Below are 16287 nucleotides of genomic sequence, written 5' to 3'. Positions count from 1 at the left end.
AGTACGTTCGGGGGTTCCGGCTTCTTTCCTTTTCGCCTTTTGTCGGAATCCCTCTCGTTCAGGCGAGGCCCATCGGGGACTCCTATAGAAGAGAACACTGTCAAATCTCCGTTTCGGCACTAGCGTTGCATTAAATCTTCTAGCTGGGATGCGGTACCATGGAAATATAACGGATTTCCGAGGTCTTATTTTTTGAATTCCAGTCGAATATTTGGTATTAACGGATTTTCGAACCGTTAACATGTCGCGATCGGCTGAGAATCCTTGGTTTTGTGAAGTTTCGACAAAAATAGAGCCCTCAAAATCCGCTAACTCCGCCAAAATTGCGTTATTGGATCAAATAAGGCCTCCAAAATCCGTTAACCTTGTTCATCCCTATCGCAATCATCGGCTTGAAACGCAGTAAAACATTCGGTGCAACGCTATTGCCGTTTCGGGGATTCGGCTTCTCTTCTTTTTTCCCTTTTGTCGGAATCCCGTTCGTTCAGGCGAGGCACATCGGGACTCCTATAGAAGAGAACACTGTCAAATCTCCGTTTCGGGGATTCGGCTTCTCTTCTTTTTCCTCCTTTTGTCGGAATCCCGTTCGTTCAGGCGAGGCACATCGGGACTCTCCTATAAGAGAGAACACTCTCAAAACTCCGTTACGGGGATTCGGCTTCTCTTCTTTTTTCCCTTTTGTCGAAATCCCGTTCGTTCAGGCGGGACACATCCGGACTCTCCTATAAAAGAGAACGCTCTCAAAGCTCCGTTTCGGGGATTCGGCTTCTCTTCTTTTTTCGCCTTTTGTCGGAATCCCGTTCGTTCAGGCGGGACACCTCTCGCGATGCCTTATATGGCTATGGCATCTGTATCGAAGACCTCTAGTGTAGTAAAAGGGACGGCTGACTGTTGGGGATATATGCGGTAACGGATCCGGATCCTTTGGCCGAACTGGGTCCCTGAATGAAGGGGATTTCGACAGAAGAAAGGAAAAACGATCGTATCCTTCCCCCATGACAATCCTTCAACCAGCTTACAAAGCGTTCTGTTCGAGAACGTCCTAACTCGGCATGCGCCGGAAATTCAAAAAGCCGCCTGGCTGGCAGCTTCTTCTCTCCGTCATTTATATTTCTTCCAGTCCGTGTCGCTATGTTCAAGCAAATAGGAAAAATCGTTCTCCCGGCGTTTCTGCTCGGCTTTGCGCGCTTCCTCCTCTTTTTTCAGTTCAGCCTCCTTTTGCATCCGCTGCTCGGCTTTTAGTTCTTCCGACTGCTGCTTCAGCTTATGCAGCACCTCGCTGCTCAAAAGATCTTTAAGGGTGGCCGGTTTATCCGCCGCCTGCGGCTTGACGGCCGCTTCCTGTTTTCTTTTTTTGGCCATAAAATCAACTCCGTTTCCCCCACATTATAGCAGTTTTTCGCGCTTAGAGGTTATTGGATTCGCCATTTCGAATTAGAGGCGACATGCGGACGACGGAAATTTATCAGTTGTATTGCAGTTAAAACGCGTTCGGCCAATGGACGATTTCTTTAACGGAACCGCCTGGCTGAAACAATACGGTGACGACGTCGAAACGAACGGTTCGTTCCGTTTGCCGCTCCCGGTACAAATACACTTCGGCCGTTGCGCGAACCTGCCTCTGCTTGCGTTCGGTGACGGATTCCGCGGCTGTTCCGAAGCGCGTAACGCCGCTGCGGCTTCGCACCTCGACGAAAACTAGCGCGTTTCCGTCCAGAACGATCAAATCGATCTCGCCGCTGCGGCAACGCCAATTGCGGCGAACGATGCGGTATCCTTTTTCCGTTAAGTATTGTTCCGCCAATCTTTCCGCGGCAAGTCCCAGTTCCTTTTTATTCATCCGTCGTCATCCCTCTCGCCCGCCGGTCCGATCGGTAAATGAAGGTGAGAATCTCCGCAACGAGTTGGTATAATTCAGGCGGAATTTGTTGATCGAGATCGATTTTGGAGAGAACTTCGACGAGCGAGGCGTCTTCCTGGATCGGCACGCCGCTCTCCTTCGCTTTGTCCAGAATCGCTTGGGCGACAAGCCCTCTCCCTTTGGCCACGACCGTCGGGGCTTCGCCCTTCTCCGGTTCGTACTTCAGCGCGACCGCTTTTCGCCGGTAGTTCGTTTTCTCTTCGCCCGTTCGGTTGAGCCGGTTCATACGCGGACATCCACCCCTTTATAAGAAGGCGGACTGTATGCGGCCGCCTTGGACTGCAGGACGAACGGCGGATCGGCGGCTTGAGCCTCTTCCGCATGCGGAGTGTGCGGAACTGGAGCCGTTGCGAGCGAGAGCAGCTGGTAACCGGCGCCTTCAAGCGATTGGGCAATTTCCAACCGATGCTCTTCCACCAATGGTCCGAGCCACGGGTTGTCATTATGCAGTTTCAGGCTGACGATTTTGTCGACGACATGCACGTCGGCGATCGTTCTGCCTAGGGTATGCATGTCCAAATCGAACCAGAGTCGGCAGTTATTCGCGTCCAGTTCGCCGCGCTTGCTTGTGCGCGCTTGAATATGTACGGTTGCCGTTTGCCCGCCATCGGCGTCCTGAAACGGGATGAACAAGCTGACATGCGCAAAATGAGCGGCTCGGTCGCCTGTCATCAGCAACTGCTGGCCGGTAATCTGTTGGACGATTTGCTGCGCCGTTTCCCTTAACGCCGGGGGCGCATCCTCCGCTTGCGCCAGTTGCAGCAGCACGCTCTTCAGCGAATCATGAATGGCGGCGCCGCTTGTGGCGGTGGGCATAGCATTGATGTTCGGAAGAGGCGTTTGCGTCTGCACGTCCGCCTTGAACGGCTCAGCGGCGGACTCGCGCGCTGCCGCGGCGGCAGGCGTATGGGACATCGCCTGCGGCTGCGGCTGAATCGACGCTTTCGATGCGGAGCCGTCGATCTGTTTCCACGCAAGCTGCTCATGCTCGACGCCGAGCAGCTTCAACATGCGCCCGATCCATGGCGAAGCCTGATCGGGCTGCGCGGCGGCGGCATTCGTCGCCGCCGCAGCTTGCGGCGCCGGTGCGGGCGCCGCCTGTTGCTCCGCAGCCGCTGCCGGCGGCTGCGGCGATACCGGCTGCTGCGCTGCGCGCGCAGCAGCATCAGGCGCGGCGGCCATGCCGGCCGCGCCCCCGGGCGCTCCCCCGCGTGCGGGGAGCGCCGTTTCGGCCGCGTGCGGCAGCGCCGCGGCCAGCTCTTGCAACGCCGCAGCAGCCTGCGCCAGCAACTGCGGCGTTGCCGTGGCGCGCGCGCCGGCGGCCGTGACGGCCGGCGCGTTCGCGCCCTGGGCCGCACCTGCGCCTGCGGCGAGCGGTGCGGCTTGGCCGCCGCGCGGCGCAGGCGCAGGTGCGGCTTCGCCGGCTTGCGGCGGCACGCTCGCTCCCGGCTGCAGGAGCGCAGCCGTATCGCGGCTGCCGCCGCCGCTGGCCGCCGCCGCTTCCGATAGCGCCGTCTGCAGCGCCGTTAGCAATTGATGCAGCGGCTTGCCGAACAACGCCTGATGCAAGGCGCGAACCGTCTCCTGCGTTAGCGGCAGTCCGCGCTTCAACGCCACCGCCGCCGCCTGAAACCATTCTCCGTCCGCGATTCCTTGAGGCTGCTGCGCGGCTATCGGCTTCAGCGCGTCGATATTTTGTTTCGTAAGCGCGATTCCGTTCATTTGCATTTGCTGTACAAGGTCTCTTGCCCATTTTTGGTCCGGTAAGCCGAACGATTTCAACAATTCCGCGAGCGAATGCTCCGCGACCGGAAAATACGGCGACAGTTCCAGCGGTTTCATAACGATCAGCCCGTTCATCGATTCCGGCTGAACTTGCAGCCATGTCGTTTGTCCCGGCGTAAGCGGCGCCTCGATCTTCGCTCTGACCTGAACGCCGTTAATATTCAGCAGCGCTTCCTGTCCGTCGTCCGACACTTGCATGACGACTCCCCGCACGACTTGCCCGGAGCGCAGCTCCAGCTGCTTTCCTTCCGCCGCCTTCGTTTCGCCCAGCAAACCGCGCATCATTTGTCCGATATTCACCTGCATCAACTCCTGCAACTTGCAATATAAAACATCAATACATTTCTTTCCTAAGGGAATGAGGAATGGAAGGCGGGGAACCTTTGCTAAAATGGTGAAGGCGAAATCATCCCCCTCCCCAACAGTCTCACCGAATTGAAAACCATTGGATTTCATCCATTGTTTTGTCGCATTTAAGCCGGCTTTACTGCGTTCCATTGGATTTCATCCAACAAAATATGCGTGAAATGATCTTTGAGATCGAAATCGTAACCATTTGAATGGATACATTCCAATCAAACCGGCAAAAACCGACGATTTCATACTTTTTTACTTCATGAAATCCAGTGGGAGCGTCCTTAAGCATGAAGCATAACGCTTTACTGTATTTATCGGCCTTTGCGCAGCAAAAATAAACCTTTGCGGCACGGGCTCCGAGCCCTCATCCTTCTAAAACAGTTCCTGCTGCACGACGAACAAGTTTTTCAGAAAGGATTGCCTGTGCAGCGGGCTGGGGCCGTGAATCAATAACTGCTCGCGGTGAAATTTCGTCGCGTAGCCTTTATGTATGGCGATTCCGTATTCCGGATACATCGCATCCCATTGATCGGTGCAAAGCCTGTCCCGCGTCACCTTCGCCACGATGGAAGCGGCAGCGATCGATTGCGAGCGGGCGTCGCCTTTAATGATCGGCATTTGCGGTATGTCGCTATCGATCTTCTCCGCATCCACCAGCAAGTAATCCGGCGCAACTTCAAGCCCTTGCACCGCGTATTTCATCGCCAACCGCGCGGCTTGTTTAATATTGATGCGGTCAATCGTCGCCGCGTCGACACGCGCGACGGAGAAGGCCGCCGCCCGTTCAATAATAATATCGTAGAGCGCTTCTCGTTTTTTATCTGTCAATTTTTTCGAATCGTCGATGCCTTCGATCTCCAAGCCGGGCGGCAAAATGACGGCCGCGGCCACAACGTCGCCGAACAGGCAGCCTCTGCCTACTTCGTCGATCCCGGCAATGTGCGCATATCCTTCTTCCCGACACTGCCGTTCGAATTGCAACATATCGTTGTCGTTCACTGCTTTCACCTCTCTACTATTGTAAGTCCTTCCGCCAACGATGAAAACAAAAAATTCGCTGGAAAAATAAAACGTAATTTTTACGAATAAGTTGACATGTTGTCCATTCTATTTCTATATTATAGAGTATTAGACTAATTTCAGGAGGTACCCGTGCTTATTCGAACGATCAGCAATCGCGCACTGTTTATGCTTATATGGATCGCCGCCTTTTTCACCGTTATTGTATTGAATTGGGATGCGGTCGGCCGTCCCGCGGCGGAGAGCGCCCATGTGCAATCGTTTAAGGTAATGTTCATCAGCATTTTGCTGGAAGCTTTGCCGTTCGTGCTGCTAGGCGTATTCATCTCCTCTTTGCTGCATATCTTCGTTTCCGAACGGACGATTAGCCGGTTTATCCCCAAACATCCGCTGCCGGGCATTGTGTTCGCATGCTTGCTTGGGATCGTCTTTCCGATATGCGAGTGCGGAATGATTCCCGTCGTCCGCCGCCTGTTGCGCAAAGGCATGCCGCTTTATATGGCCACGGTGTTCGTCTTGGCGGGTCCGATTATCAATCCGATCGTATACGCCTCGACGTTCATGGCTTTCCGTTCGCAGCCCGAAATGGCGTACTCCCGCATGGGACTTGCCTTTGTCGTCGCCGCATTTATCGGGCTGTACATACATAAATTCGTCCGCAAGAGCGATCTCGCCATCCGCGGGGCGCAGGCGAACGGGCTTGACCGCGGAGCAATCTCCCACGCGCATGCCTCCTGCGGCAATCACGGCCATGAACATAAGCATGACCGCAGCTTAAGCTCCGTCCTGCGGCACGCTTCGGACGAATTTTTCGAGATGGGCAAGTACTTGATTCTGGGAGCGCTCATAACCGCGGCCATTCAAACGTTTATGGCGAGAGAAAGCATCCTGGCGATCGGGCAAGGAGAATGGAGCTCGCAATTTTTTATGATGGGCTTCGCTTATCTATTATCGATATGCTCCACATCGGACGCTTTCGTCGCCTCTTCGTTCGCTTCGATGTTCACCGGCGGATCCATCCTGACGTTTCTTGTCTTTGGCGCGATGCTCGATTTCAAGGGCACGTTGATGCTTCTGTCCGTTTTCAAAAAAAAGTACGTACTGTTGATCGCCGCCCTGTTGATCGTCAGCGTACCGCTCGGCTCCGTTTTGTTTCAATATGTATTATTACAGTAATCGCCGAAGGGGGAGGATTCGCGGCTTATATCGTCTATCTGGTGCGAAACGACGCGCTGATTTATTACATAGCGCCCCGTATGCAGCTATATGTAAAGCTGTCCGCCATGGCCCTCTACGTTATCGCGGCATACCAGCTATATTCGGGCATTCGAGCCTTATTCGAGCAACATGATCGATCATGCGGCTGTGGGCATAACGAGCCGCCGCCGTCTTCGCCGATGAAAACGACAGTACTTACTCCCTGTTTCTATTTCCCCTTCTGCTTGGCTTTGGGCTGCCCGACGCGCTGTTGGACAGTACGCTGGCGAGCAAGAGGGGGGTCAATTTAAGCAAAGGCGAGATGCAGCGAAGCGGGCAAAGTATCGTCCAAACGAATTCGCTCTCCGAACGCATGCGGCAGCAAGTAACGCTAACGATCGAAGAACCTGCGAAACCGAACGGCACTAGCGGCCTGGGGGTGCAAGACTCTATGTCATCTTCCCCGCTTGCAGACGGCGCCGCATGGGACGAGAAGCTGAAGGAAATGTTCGTCGCCGACGAATTTTACGAAGATTTCGCGAAGCTGGGAATGAAGCTGTACAAGCAAGACATCATATCCGTTCCGGAAGAAGGCTTCATTGAGACGATTACGGCAATCGACATTTTCAAAGATTTGTTTGTAGGAAAAACAGCGGAGTTAAGCGGCTTCGTCTACCGCGACGAATCGATGAAGCGGAACCAGTTTGCCGTAACCCGGTTTGAGGTGCAATGCTGCTCGGCCGACGCTTCCGCCTTCGGCATCATGGTCGAATTGGACGAAGCGCCCAAATATAAAACCGACGATTGGGTAAAAGTAACGGGCATTATCGGCAAATCGAAATACGAGGATAACGATATCGTGAAATTGGAAGCGACGAAGATCGAGCCGATTCCAGCGCTCGCATCCCCGTACGTGTATCCCGACTACCAGTTTCTGTTCAAACCTTAACCGTCCGGCATTGGCATGCGCCCGGCTTGCCGGGCGTCATTTTCGTTTCGGAATATAAAGCTGCAGCGCGCCGTCTACGCTCCGCTTCGCCAATTTGCCGGGATCCGCATCAGGGGGCAGGGGAAACGTATGATGATAAGATTGCTGCGAATACGACATGGCGTAAGCGCCGGCATTCTTCCGCTCGATCCGATTCGATTGGTTGTTTCGGAACGTAAGCATCCGCTCGTCTCTTTCGATCACGATGTCTTTCGGATCGATCCCGGGCAACCGCAGTTCTAATAAATACGCCTTTTCGTTCTCCTCCACATGCAAACGCGGCGAGAAACGCTGCAATTCGCGGATAAACGAATCGAATCTTCGCATAAATTGCTGCAACGCCCCGGTCATTTCTCGATTAAGATGCAAGAAATCCGTCAATTCATCGCGGCCGGAACGGCGAACCAATTTTCCCATGGCGATCTTCCTTTCTTCAAGCGTCTTATGATTATCGTATTCGCCATCGGCCCCGTTGTTCTCACGGCCGTAGAACTTTTTGCAAGAGCGGTCCGTTCTTTTACATTTGCAACAAATAAATAACGACCGTTACCGTCACAATGCTCAATATCGTCGAAACAAACACCGATTGAGAGGCGAATTGTTCTTCGTTATCGAATTCGACGGCCAGAAGCGCGCTGCTGAGCGACGTCGGAACCGCCGAAGAGACGATCAGCGCAGCGGCCATCATCCGATCCAATCCCATAAGCCAGACGATCAACGCGGCAAGCAAAGGCCCGACAACGAGCCGTAAGGCGGAAGAGATGCCGACATCCCCAGCGAGCTTGCGGTCCAAACGCCATTCCATATTGCCCAGTTGAGCGCCAAGCGTCGTTAGCGCCATGCCGATAAAAGCGCTGGATAAATAATCGATCGGCGTATAGAGAAACTGCGGAATCGGAACATGGAAACCGCGCAGCGCAAAGGCAAGCGGAATGACATACAAGATCGGCATGGACGCGATCGTACGCAATATCCGTCTTGTATCCGCCTTGTGAGCGTTGACCGTATAAACTCCATAAGTGTTCGGTATGAGCGACTGCATCATCATAATAATGACTTGAATCCCGAGCGTGTACGGATTGCCTCCGAAAGCAAGCTGATTCAGCGGAATGCCGTAATTGGCGCTATTATAGAACAAGACGCTGTTGCGCATCGCGCCTTTCATCCCTTGCTTGTAGCCTTTCAGCCTGATCACCAATTCCACGCATAGATATTGCGCCGCCATAAACAGCAGGAAAAAGAAAAGAACTTGTCCGATCAATTGCGCCGATATCGCCGTACTGTACAATAAATCGAAAATAATGGCCGGGGAAAATAAATAGAAATTCAGTTTCGACAATGTTTTGATATCCAACGAGAAAACGCGCTGCAGCACTATTCCAATCGCAACCATCACACTCATCGGCAGCACGTTCGTTAACAAAATATGAAAAAATATCGCCATCTCGCATCTGCTCTTTCTATCGACTTTTCTATTAACTCTACTAGCGGCTTTCCGTTCATAGGGAATGAACAGCCTCGATTCTACCGTTTTCTTCCGCAGAATGCAATACGCATGCAAAAGAAAGCCAGCAAAAAACGCCCCATCCTAGGGAGCGTTTCACGTTTCGGATCATATTTACAGCATAAACGATAAAGGCACTTCCAGCGAGATGCGCCCTAATTTACCCGCACGCAACTCGCGCAAAAAAAGGCTCGACGCCTTCTCCAGATCGACCCGGCCGCCGCCCATCAAACAGCCGCGCTTGCGGCCGATCGCTTCCATGATCGCCACGATTTCGTCAGGCTCGTCCGGATGCTCCGGCTTCTGAGCAAGGGAGAAACGCTCCTGCAGCGCCGGCCAATAATATTCCGACATATACCGGATCGCGAAAAAAGCGATATCTTCGATATTCAATATTTCTTCCCTGATTGCACCCGTAACGGCCAAACGATAGCCGACCGTTTGATCGTCGAACTTCGGCCATAATATTCCCGGGGTGTCGAGCAATTCCATCTCCGTGCCGACTTTAATCCATTGCTGTCCTTTCGTGACGCCCGGCCGATCGCCGGTCGCAGCGATGTTCTTCCCGGCCAGTCGGTTGATAAGCGTCGATTTGCCGACGTTCGGGATGCCAACGATTAAGGCGCGAATCGCCCTCGGATTGATGCCTTTGGCAATTTGCTTCTCAATTTTATCCTGCAACAGCCGCTTCGCGTGTCCCGGAATTTCCTGCACTTTCGTCCCACTCGAGGCATCAACCGGAAGGGCGGTTATTCCTTCGTTTTTGAAATAAGCTATCCATTGGTCCGTCGCCTCCGGATCCGCCAGATCCGCTTTGTTCAGCACAATCAAGCGCGGTTTGCCTTGCAAAATTTCATCGATCATCGGATTGCGGCTGGACAGCGGAAGACGGGCGTCCAACAGTTCGATGACGACATCGATCAGCTTGAGCTTTTCCTGGATTTGCCTCCGCGCTTTCGTCATATGTCCGGGAAACCATTGGATCGTCACTTTTGTTCACCTCGCCCGACATTAATGTTTCACGATCGTTACTTTCTGAATCGGCCAGAAAATCAAATCCGCGCGGCCGACAACTTCCTTAATGTCCACATAGCCGATCGAGCGGCTGTCTTTACTGTTCGAACGATTATCCCCCATCACGAATATTTTGCCTTCCGGCACCGTGCCGTCAGGCACTTCTCCGTTCGGGAAATTGAGATACGAGTTGTATAAGCGTCCTTCCTGATTGCTTTGTTCGATTGCATCTTGAATATAGTATTCGTTTACTTTTTCACCGTTGACATAGACGTCGTCGCCCTCCACCTTCACCGTATCGCCCGGCAAGCCGATCACACGTTTAATGAAATCTCTGCCCTCGTCAGGCACATGGAACACGACGACCTCGCCCCGTTGCGGCATGCGGAAATCGTAAAGCAGTTTATTTACGATCAGCCTCTCGCCTGTTTCGAAATTGGGCTCCATAGATGGGCCGTCCACAATAAACGGCGCAAACACGAACCAACGAATGACAACGACCAAAACGACAGCAATCCCGATGGCTTTGGCCCATTCTATCAATTCGTTTTTTACTTTATTATCCGGTTTGGAAGTTTGTTCCGATTGATCGATTGATTGCTCTTGGTCCATCGCCTGTTTGACCCCTTCCTATAACTTGCGTTACAAGCCGATATTTCATACAAAAGCGAAAGGGGCTTGCATCACAAGCCCCTCTAGTCGCCAATTAACGGATTTCTTTAATTCTAGCTGCTTTACCGCGAAGACTGCGAAGATAATAAAGCTTCGCACGACGCACTTTACCACGGCGAGCCACTTCGATTTTATCGATTTTCGGGGAATGCAGCGGGAATGTTCTTTCCACGCCTACGCCGTAAGAAATTTTACGAACCGTAAAAGTCTCACTAATTCCGCCGCCACGACGTTTAATCACAACACCTTCGAAAAGCTGGATACGCTCGCGCGAACCCTCGATAACTTTTACATATACTTTCAAAGTATCGCCGGGACGAAAGCTTGGAATATCTTTACGAAGTTGTTCTTGTGTAATCGCTTGAACGATATTCATCTAGGACTCCCTCCTTCCACTCAGGTGTTCATGTCGTCTCAGGGAGCGCCAATTGCTCCGCCTCATCGTCCGCAGAGGACCACCGAATTCACCACAACAGATAAAATTTTAACACAAGAAATGTTGAAAAACAAGCATGGAAATAGGGTTTTTGCAAAGCCAAACCCGGAAAATCATAATCCGGGACGTCAAGCCGGTTCAAGACCGTAACGACCGGATCATATGCGGAATGCGAGCGTTGACCGCGGCGCAATCGGATTACGAAGAAGATTCGGGCAAGATCGGCTCATAGAACATGACATCCTGCCATTTGTTGAATTTCCAGCCTACCTCATGAAAGGTGCCGATATATGAGAACCCGAATTTTTCATGGAGCTTGACGCTTGCGTCGTTGCCGGCGGTAATGCCGGAAATGACGATATGATACTGCAGTTCCTTGGCCCGTTTCAAAATTTCTTCCATTAATATTTTGCCGATGCCCCGGCCCCAAAACTTCGGATCGATGTAGACGGAAATTTCCACCGTTTTGGCGTAAGCGGCCTTCTGCCGGAACGGCGACAAGCTGCTGTATCCGACGACGACCCCGTCGACGACCGCGACGATAAGCGGATACGGTCCGCCGTAATGGGAAAACCACTCCCTCCGCTCTTCCAGCGTCCACTCTTCCAAATCGAATGTGGCCGCGGACGTACGTACGGCATGATTGTATATCATTAATAAATTCGGCAAATCTTCGATAACGGCTTCTCTTATGTGTACCATCTGCATCACCAATGATTATACGGCCGAAGCCGAAGCAACCGTTCTTTTTCTCATGATGTTTTCCTCCGCTGTCGTTGCTTTACTTTATTTTTCTATTAATCTCGTGCAAAAGTTTGATCACTTCCGCAAAGCCGATAAAGAGCATTCCCGTAATGAACGAACCGCACCACCAATACAACGAAACGATCAGTTGAAACTCATAGCTCAGCTGTCCCGCCACGAATCCGATGACGATTCCGACGATGATAACGGCGATTCCAATGATTCGGACGATGATGCCGATCATATTGCTGCCTTCCGATTCATCTTGGACGACGACGTCGGCATGTCCCTCTTCCCTGCGTTTGCGGGCTTCTTCCTCGGCGGAAGATCGAATGATAAAACGCTGTTCTTTACGGGTAAAATGGTCGTCTTTATCATTATACCTCACTATAAAACCCAACCCAACCCCTCCTGATAGCGAATATTTGCCATGCAATAGATATCAGAAATGTACCATATTACGAGGTAAAGTTCTACTATTTCATGTCCTTGCCCGCTTCTATTCGCTTTCCAGATGATTGACTTCGATCGGCCCGATTGACGTGTCAACCTGGATCTTCGCTCCGCCCGAACCTTTCTGCCCGACGACCGATGTTCTCGAGTTTTCTTTATAATCCATGGCGAAATTGGTGTTGATTTTCCCGATTTCGCTGGAGAGAGCCAAGCCGACATTCTCGGGTTGCCGCTCCGTCGAAATCGTTACAGCTCCGATCTCCGAGCTTGCGGTGATGTTATGCTCTACGTTCTTGACTTCGATCTGAACGGTGCCGGTTTGGTTCGTAACGTCCATAACGCCGTTCACATTATGTACTGCGATCGAGCCTACCGAGTTATGGATTGCCGCTTGTCCGGTATCGGCATCGGCAACCTCGATAGCGCCTACTTCACTCTTTACCGCAAGCTGCTCCGCGCCCAGCCCGCTATATTCGATTTTGCCGATTTCGGTATTCACGTCGATCCGTTCGTATCGATCGGAAGGCAATTGAATATGCAGTTCGGCTTTCCACACTTTAATCAGGTCTAGAAGTTCGGGAATACTATCTCGGTTGTTTTTCCCTTGGACGACCACCTCCAACCGATCTCCCGTTTCTTTATAATAGACGTTGAAATGTTCGGCAAATTCCTTAGGCGCGGAACTTTGCATCGTAAGATGCGCGAACCGGTCGGAAGACGGCTCGATCCGAACGGCCGGCACGTCGCTCTTGACGCTCACGCTCCGGAATTTGGCATCGACTTGCATTTCTTTGTTCACTTGCAGCGTTTGGTCGGCCTGCTTGCTTGCGACGACGTCCTGCTTTGCCGAACATCCGGCGAAAATAAGGCTTACCGCCAATATAGCCGAACAAATGATAACGTTTTTTCTCATCATTTCATAAGTCCCCCCGTATGCTGTTCTTTTGAATTATCGAAGACGAATCCATCCTGTACTTAGTATATCAATGTCATACGATAATCCAACGGACCTATGCAATAAATTGCACTGGACTTAAGTCTAGCGGAACTTACCGGTACATGCCCGCCACCGCCTTATCTCCATTCGCAGATGCTTCGGTTCGATAACGTTGATCTGATCGGCAAAACCTAATATAAATCCTTTCGCCTCGTCCTCCCATTCGAAATAAAGCTCGACAAGAATCCAGTCTTCCCGGCTCTTGCCCCGATTTCCGCAATTTCCACATATCGGTCGGTCCACTTCAAACTTGGCAAAATCGCCGGACGAACTTCCGCCCGCACTTCGAATGTCGGCAAATTTCCGATAAAAGCATCCGTAGAGGAAATCCAATACTGAGCCAGATTGAAACTTTCCGGCCGTTCAAACGTTTCGTTCGCGGGACTGGCGCGGCGAACCGTCCGCCCGTTCATATTCGATTTTTAATCAACGCCAGTGCATGATCAGGCCGCAAATCGCGATTTGTATATGAAATTTCGAACAAAAATATGCGAGGACTTAACGAGCTTTGAAGGCTTTAAATTGTTTAGAACACGCCAGCAACTGGGCTGCATGATCTTTTAAGCATAAAAAAACCGCAACCCCTTTTATATTCATAGAGTGCGGCCCGTTCCCTAGCAGGGATATGTACCTTGTTTAAACATTGCATGAAAATGAATGAATCTGGTCGGAGTAACAGGATTTGAACCTGCGACCTCACCCACCCCAAGTACACATTTTGGAGTGCACTATAATAAAAAAAGGCTTTATATCAACGTTTTTACGGCTTTTTTATGAAACGAACCTGTCAGACTACAATCCAACAAGATTTATATTAACTATTATAGTTGTTATCTATATTTATGTAAAGTAGTCTGTTAATATTTTTGTAGGTAGTGGTCTCAAAACAACGGACGCATTCGAATCCTTATCCAACTTTCCACCGTCTCATCACTGTCTAAAACCGCCCTCAATTGCACGTATCCATTTGTTACACCATTATTTTTAACTGTGCATTGCTTATCTGTTTGCTCGATAATACTCGCTAAAGTGGTTGGATTTATTTTATCATCCGCGAACAATTGCCAACTTACAGATTCACCGTCAACTAAACTATCCTCTAAAAATACATCTGCAGAATATGTTTTTTGTCGATCAATAATTATCTCATTAGGTTTATCCGAAGTTGATTTTATGACAATATACAAGTCTTTCGGCTCTGGCTCTGGTTCTGGCTGATTACAAGCAAAAAATCCCGCTAAATCATTTTGTGTATCATCAATAGCAGGGTTAATTTGATCTTTTTTGCATGTCAGTATGATAATCCCCGGCTCAGACAGGGGATCAACTCCAGTAACCTTAAATGCTTGCCCAAATTTTATAAATCGATCATTAATGGCAATTTGTCTTGTCTGCTCATTATCCTGTGTATGGACATTTATCTCACCTGCTGCCATAGACATAAATTTTCCGTCGAAGACTTCAAATGAAGGGGAATCTATAAAGCAAGGCACATCAACAAAATTGCAATTATGGTTTACTTTTATTGTTAATGGAAGCAGGCGCATGATCGCCTTATGTTTAATGTAACGTTCGCCTGTTTGTTCGGAAATAATCATAAACTGTTTTCCCTCGTATAAAACTAAGTCCCCACGTTGGAGAGGAGAGAGGGAAGAGATTTTTTTATCGTTGTAACCCTTTGATAGATTTGTATTGGTAATCAATGCTCTTATGGGGTTGTCGTTAATTAAAACATCTTGCCCTAGTGTCGAAAGTAGATACTTATAGTCGCCTGTAACGTCTATATCTAATAGATTAAATGTCAATTATGATTCTCCTTTCAAATTAGGCATCAAACAACATAAACACACTACCGTTACCATTCCCGTTATTGTCATCACTGCTAGCCATCATTCTGAGCTTGCGGTCAAGCTGGGTTATTCTTTTTTGTAAATTGTCTGCAAAATCATAAACGGTTATATCGTCCAATTTGTACGATTTAAATAGTTGCGGTTGGTTGGCAAGGGATTCCAGCAAAGCTAACGCTGTAACATAGATTGCCTTTTTATTGGAATTAGATTGTGGATTATATACGTCATTTGAATGAAGTCCATTTTCTTGAAGGTAGATAGAAAGTTCATCATCTGGATAATTAATACCTTTGGTTTCAATTTTAAGGCGTTCGATGTTTGTCATGTAAATTCGCTCCTTTGTTATTATTGGAAAAAGAAAAACCGCCTAAAATTGGCGGTGAGATAATATAAGTATCAAATTTAAGCTAATATTTTCGCCTTTTGCTTTTCATACTCTTCTTGTGTTATAAAACCTTCTTTTAATAATTGAGATAGTTTAAACAGTTCGTCAACAGAGTTAGGTTTAGAAATATTTTCAATGTCATTTCGATCTTGCCTTTCTTTTTCCTTGTCTTCTTCATCTGCACGTTTAATTAATACACTAATCAAACTATGCCAATGAGTCACGTTTTTGAGGGCATCCTTATATTTCGGGTCATCCTTACTTACTCCGCTTAACTCCTCACCGGTTGTTTCACTAATGCAATTCATAAAATTAAGAATATATACTGGTTGGCTAATGTCATTAACAACTATCTTTAAGTCTAACTTTTTTATTTTTGTTGAAGAAATGGATTTACCTGATAGCCCGCCAATAATTGCTCCGACTCCACCTGCAACTACTGAGCCGATAAGGGCACCGCCGATTTGACTAGATCTTGAAGTTTTATTCACTGATTCATTATCTTCAATAACTTCAACCGCCAATATATCTCTATATTTAAGTATTTTAATTTCATTAAACTGCGAATATATAATACATAGTCTATTTGTTTGTTCATCTAATACTAATCCAGTATCAAAATCTGCACTGATGAACCGCTGTGTCACATCAAATCCTTCAATATCCCAGAGTGTTGTTATTTTTTCATTGAATTTCTTTACCTTATTTTCTTTTTCTTGTTCTCTTTTTTGGTTATCTTTAAATAATATGTAAACACCAAACCCTATAAAACCAATCAAAAAAATCCATCCTAGAGCAGTTGATACTGAAAAGAGCCAAACAATAAACAAAAGAAATAGTATCAACCTAAATTTCGAAAGTACCGTTCATTGAAAACATAAAAAAGTGCCCAAATCTTTGGTAGAATGGTGTTTGTCGAGAACACTACACCCAAAGAGAGGAGCACCTTTTAGGTGAAGTCTAC

At 49.3% G+C, this 16287-nt stretch carries 20 protein-coding genes; 3 read left to right on the top strand and 17 right to left on the bottom strand.

Annotated features, from left to right (window positions below; translation table 11 throughout):
• Positions 1-1101 precede the first annotated feature (1101 nt).
• The 5 genes from KQI79_RS06885 to KQI79_RS06865 all read right to left on the bottom strand — a co-directional run bounded on the left by KQI79_RS06885 (position 1102) and on the right by KQI79_RS06865 (position 5071).
• Entirely contained in the window at positions 1102-1362 is a 261-nt protein-coding gene (locus tag KQI79_RS06885) for a YqkE family protein (protein WP_216537492.1), read from the bottom strand.
• Between the two features lie 118 nt (positions 1363-1480).
• Complete coding sequence (locus KQI79_RS06880) at positions 1481-1840, bottom strand: YraN family protein (RefSeq protein ID WP_216537491.1); 360 nt, start codon at positions 1838-1840, stop codon at positions 1481-1483.
• The gene (locus KQI79_RS06875; protein ID WP_216537490.1) at positions 1833-2147 is read right to left on the bottom strand and encodes an EscU/YscU/HrcU family type III secretion system export apparatus switch protein; all 315 of its coding nucleotides are present in this window, start codon (positions 2145-2147) and stop codon (positions 1833-1835) included. The genes KQI79_RS06880 and KQI79_RS06875 overlap by 8 nt, the downstream gene beginning before the upstream one ends.
• A complete protein-coding gene (locus tag KQI79_RS06870) occupies positions 2144-4006 on the bottom strand; it encodes a hypothetical protein (RefSeq protein WP_216537489.1) in 1863 nt (620 codons plus the stop codon). The genes KQI79_RS06875 and KQI79_RS06870 overlap by 4 nt, the downstream gene beginning before the upstream one ends.
• 429 nt (positions 4007-4435) lie before the next feature.
• On the bottom strand, positions 4436-5071 hold the full coding sequence (locus KQI79_RS06865) for a ribonuclease HII (RefSeq protein WP_483311371.1): 636 nt from the start codon (positions 5069-5071) through the stop codon (positions 4436-4438).
• A gap of 180 nt (positions 5072-5251) precedes the next feature.
• Here KQI79_RS06865 and KQI79_RS06860 point away from each other — a divergent pair, with 180 nt between their 5' ends.
• From KQI79_RS06860 to KQI79_RS06850, 3 genes are read left to right on the top strand one after another with little or no spacing between them, the layout of a single operon-like run.
• Entirely contained in the window at positions 5252-6259 is a 1008-nt protein-coding gene (locus tag KQI79_RS06860) for a permease (RefSeq protein ID WP_216537590.1), read from the top strand.
• On the top strand, positions 6241-6591 hold the full coding sequence (locus tag KQI79_RS28170) for a DUF1980 domain-containing protein (protein WP_367398147.1): 351 nt from the start codon (positions 6241-6243) through the stop codon (positions 6589-6591). Before KQI79_RS06860 ends, KQI79_RS28170 begins: the two co-directional genes overlap by 19 nt.
• Complete coding sequence (locus KQI79_RS06850) at positions 6504-7229, top strand: TIGR03943 family putative permease subunit (protein ID WP_216537589.1); 726 nt, start codon at positions 6504-6506, stop codon at positions 7227-7229. The genes KQI79_RS28170 and KQI79_RS06850 overlap by 88 nt, the downstream gene beginning before the upstream one ends.
• Positions 7230-7265: 36 nt before the next feature.
• Here KQI79_RS06850 and KQI79_RS06845 read toward each other — a convergent pair whose 3' ends face one another.
• From KQI79_RS06845 to KQI79_RS06790, 12 genes are all read right to left on the bottom strand, one after another.
• Complete coding sequence (locus KQI79_RS06845) at positions 7266-7685, bottom strand: Hsp20/alpha crystallin family protein (protein ID WP_216537486.1); 420 nt, start codon at positions 7683-7685, stop codon at positions 7266-7268.
• Positions 7686-7785: 100 nt separating this feature from the next.
• Positions 7786-8712, bottom strand: a complete 927-nt coding sequence (locus KQI79_RS06840) for an AEC family transporter (protein ID WP_216537485.1) — start codon at positions 8710-8712, stop codon at positions 7786-7788.
• A 174-nt stretch (positions 8713-8886) separates the two neighbouring features.
• On the bottom strand, positions 8887-9762 hold the full coding sequence (gene ylqF, locus KQI79_RS06835; RefSeq protein ID WP_216537484.1) for a ribosome biogenesis GTPase YlqF: 876 nt from the start codon (positions 9760-9762) through the stop codon (positions 8887-8889).
• 21 nt (positions 9763-9783) lie between these two features.
• Positions 9784-10398, bottom strand: coding sequence for a signal peptidase I (gene lepB / locus KQI79_RS06830; RefSeq protein WP_216537483.1), 615 nt, complete (start codon positions 10396-10398; stop codon positions 9784-9786).
• Positions 10399-10492: 94 nt separating this feature from the next.
• Positions 10493-10834: a 50S ribosomal protein L19 gene (gene rplS / locus KQI79_RS06825; protein WP_216537482.1), complete on the bottom strand. Its 342-nt coding sequence runs from the start codon at positions 10832-10834 to the stop codon at positions 10493-10495.
• Positions 10835-11092: 258 nt separating this feature from the next.
• On the bottom strand, positions 11093-11596 hold the full coding sequence (locus KQI79_RS06820; protein WP_216537481.1) for a GNAT family N-acetyltransferase: 504 nt from the start codon (positions 11594-11596) through the stop codon (positions 11093-11095).
• 79 nt (positions 11597-11675) lie between these two features.
• The gene (locus tag KQI79_RS06815; RefSeq protein WP_216537480.1) at positions 11676-12038 is read right to left on the bottom strand and encodes a hypothetical protein; all 363 of its coding nucleotides are present in this window, start codon (positions 12036-12038) and stop codon (positions 11676-11678) included.
• A gap of 99 nt (positions 12039-12137) precedes the next feature.
• Positions 12138-13007 carry a DUF4097 family beta strand repeat-containing protein gene (locus KQI79_RS06810; RefSeq protein ID WP_216537479.1) on the bottom strand — a complete coding sequence of 290 codons (870 nt, stop codon included), beginning with the start codon at positions 13005-13007 and terminating at the stop codon, positions 12138-12140.
• Positions 13008-13130: 123 nt separating this feature from the next.
• On the bottom strand, positions 13131-13331 hold the full coding sequence (locus KQI79_RS28165) for a WCX domain-containing protein (protein WP_367398146.1): 201 nt from the start codon (positions 13329-13331) through the stop codon (positions 13131-13133).
• A 638-nt stretch (positions 13332-13969) separates the two neighbouring features.
• The gene (locus KQI79_RS06800) at positions 13970-14893 is read right to left on the bottom strand and encodes a hypothetical protein (protein ID WP_216537477.1); all 924 of its coding nucleotides are present in this window, start codon (positions 14891-14893) and stop codon (positions 13970-13972) included.
• A gap of 19 nt (positions 14894-14912) precedes the next feature.
• Positions 14913-15263: a hypothetical protein gene (locus KQI79_RS06795; protein ID WP_216537476.1), complete on the bottom strand. Its 351-nt coding sequence runs from the start codon at positions 15261-15263 to the stop codon at positions 14913-14915.
• A gap of 77 nt (positions 15264-15340) precedes the next feature.
• Complete coding sequence (locus KQI79_RS06790) at positions 15341-16102, bottom strand: SHOCT domain-containing protein (protein WP_216537475.1); 762 nt, start codon at positions 16100-16102, stop codon at positions 15341-15343.
• Between the last annotated feature and the right edge of the window lie 185 nt (positions 16103-16287).

It is taken from the genome of Paenibacillus sp. MSJ-34 (genome assembly GCF_018918005.1).
Taxonomy (GTDB): domain Bacteria; phylum Bacillota; class Bacilli; order Paenibacillales; family Paenibacillaceae; genus MSJ-34.
Note: the sequence above shows the minus strand (reverse complement) of the source record. Positions and strands in the feature narration are given on the sequence as shown.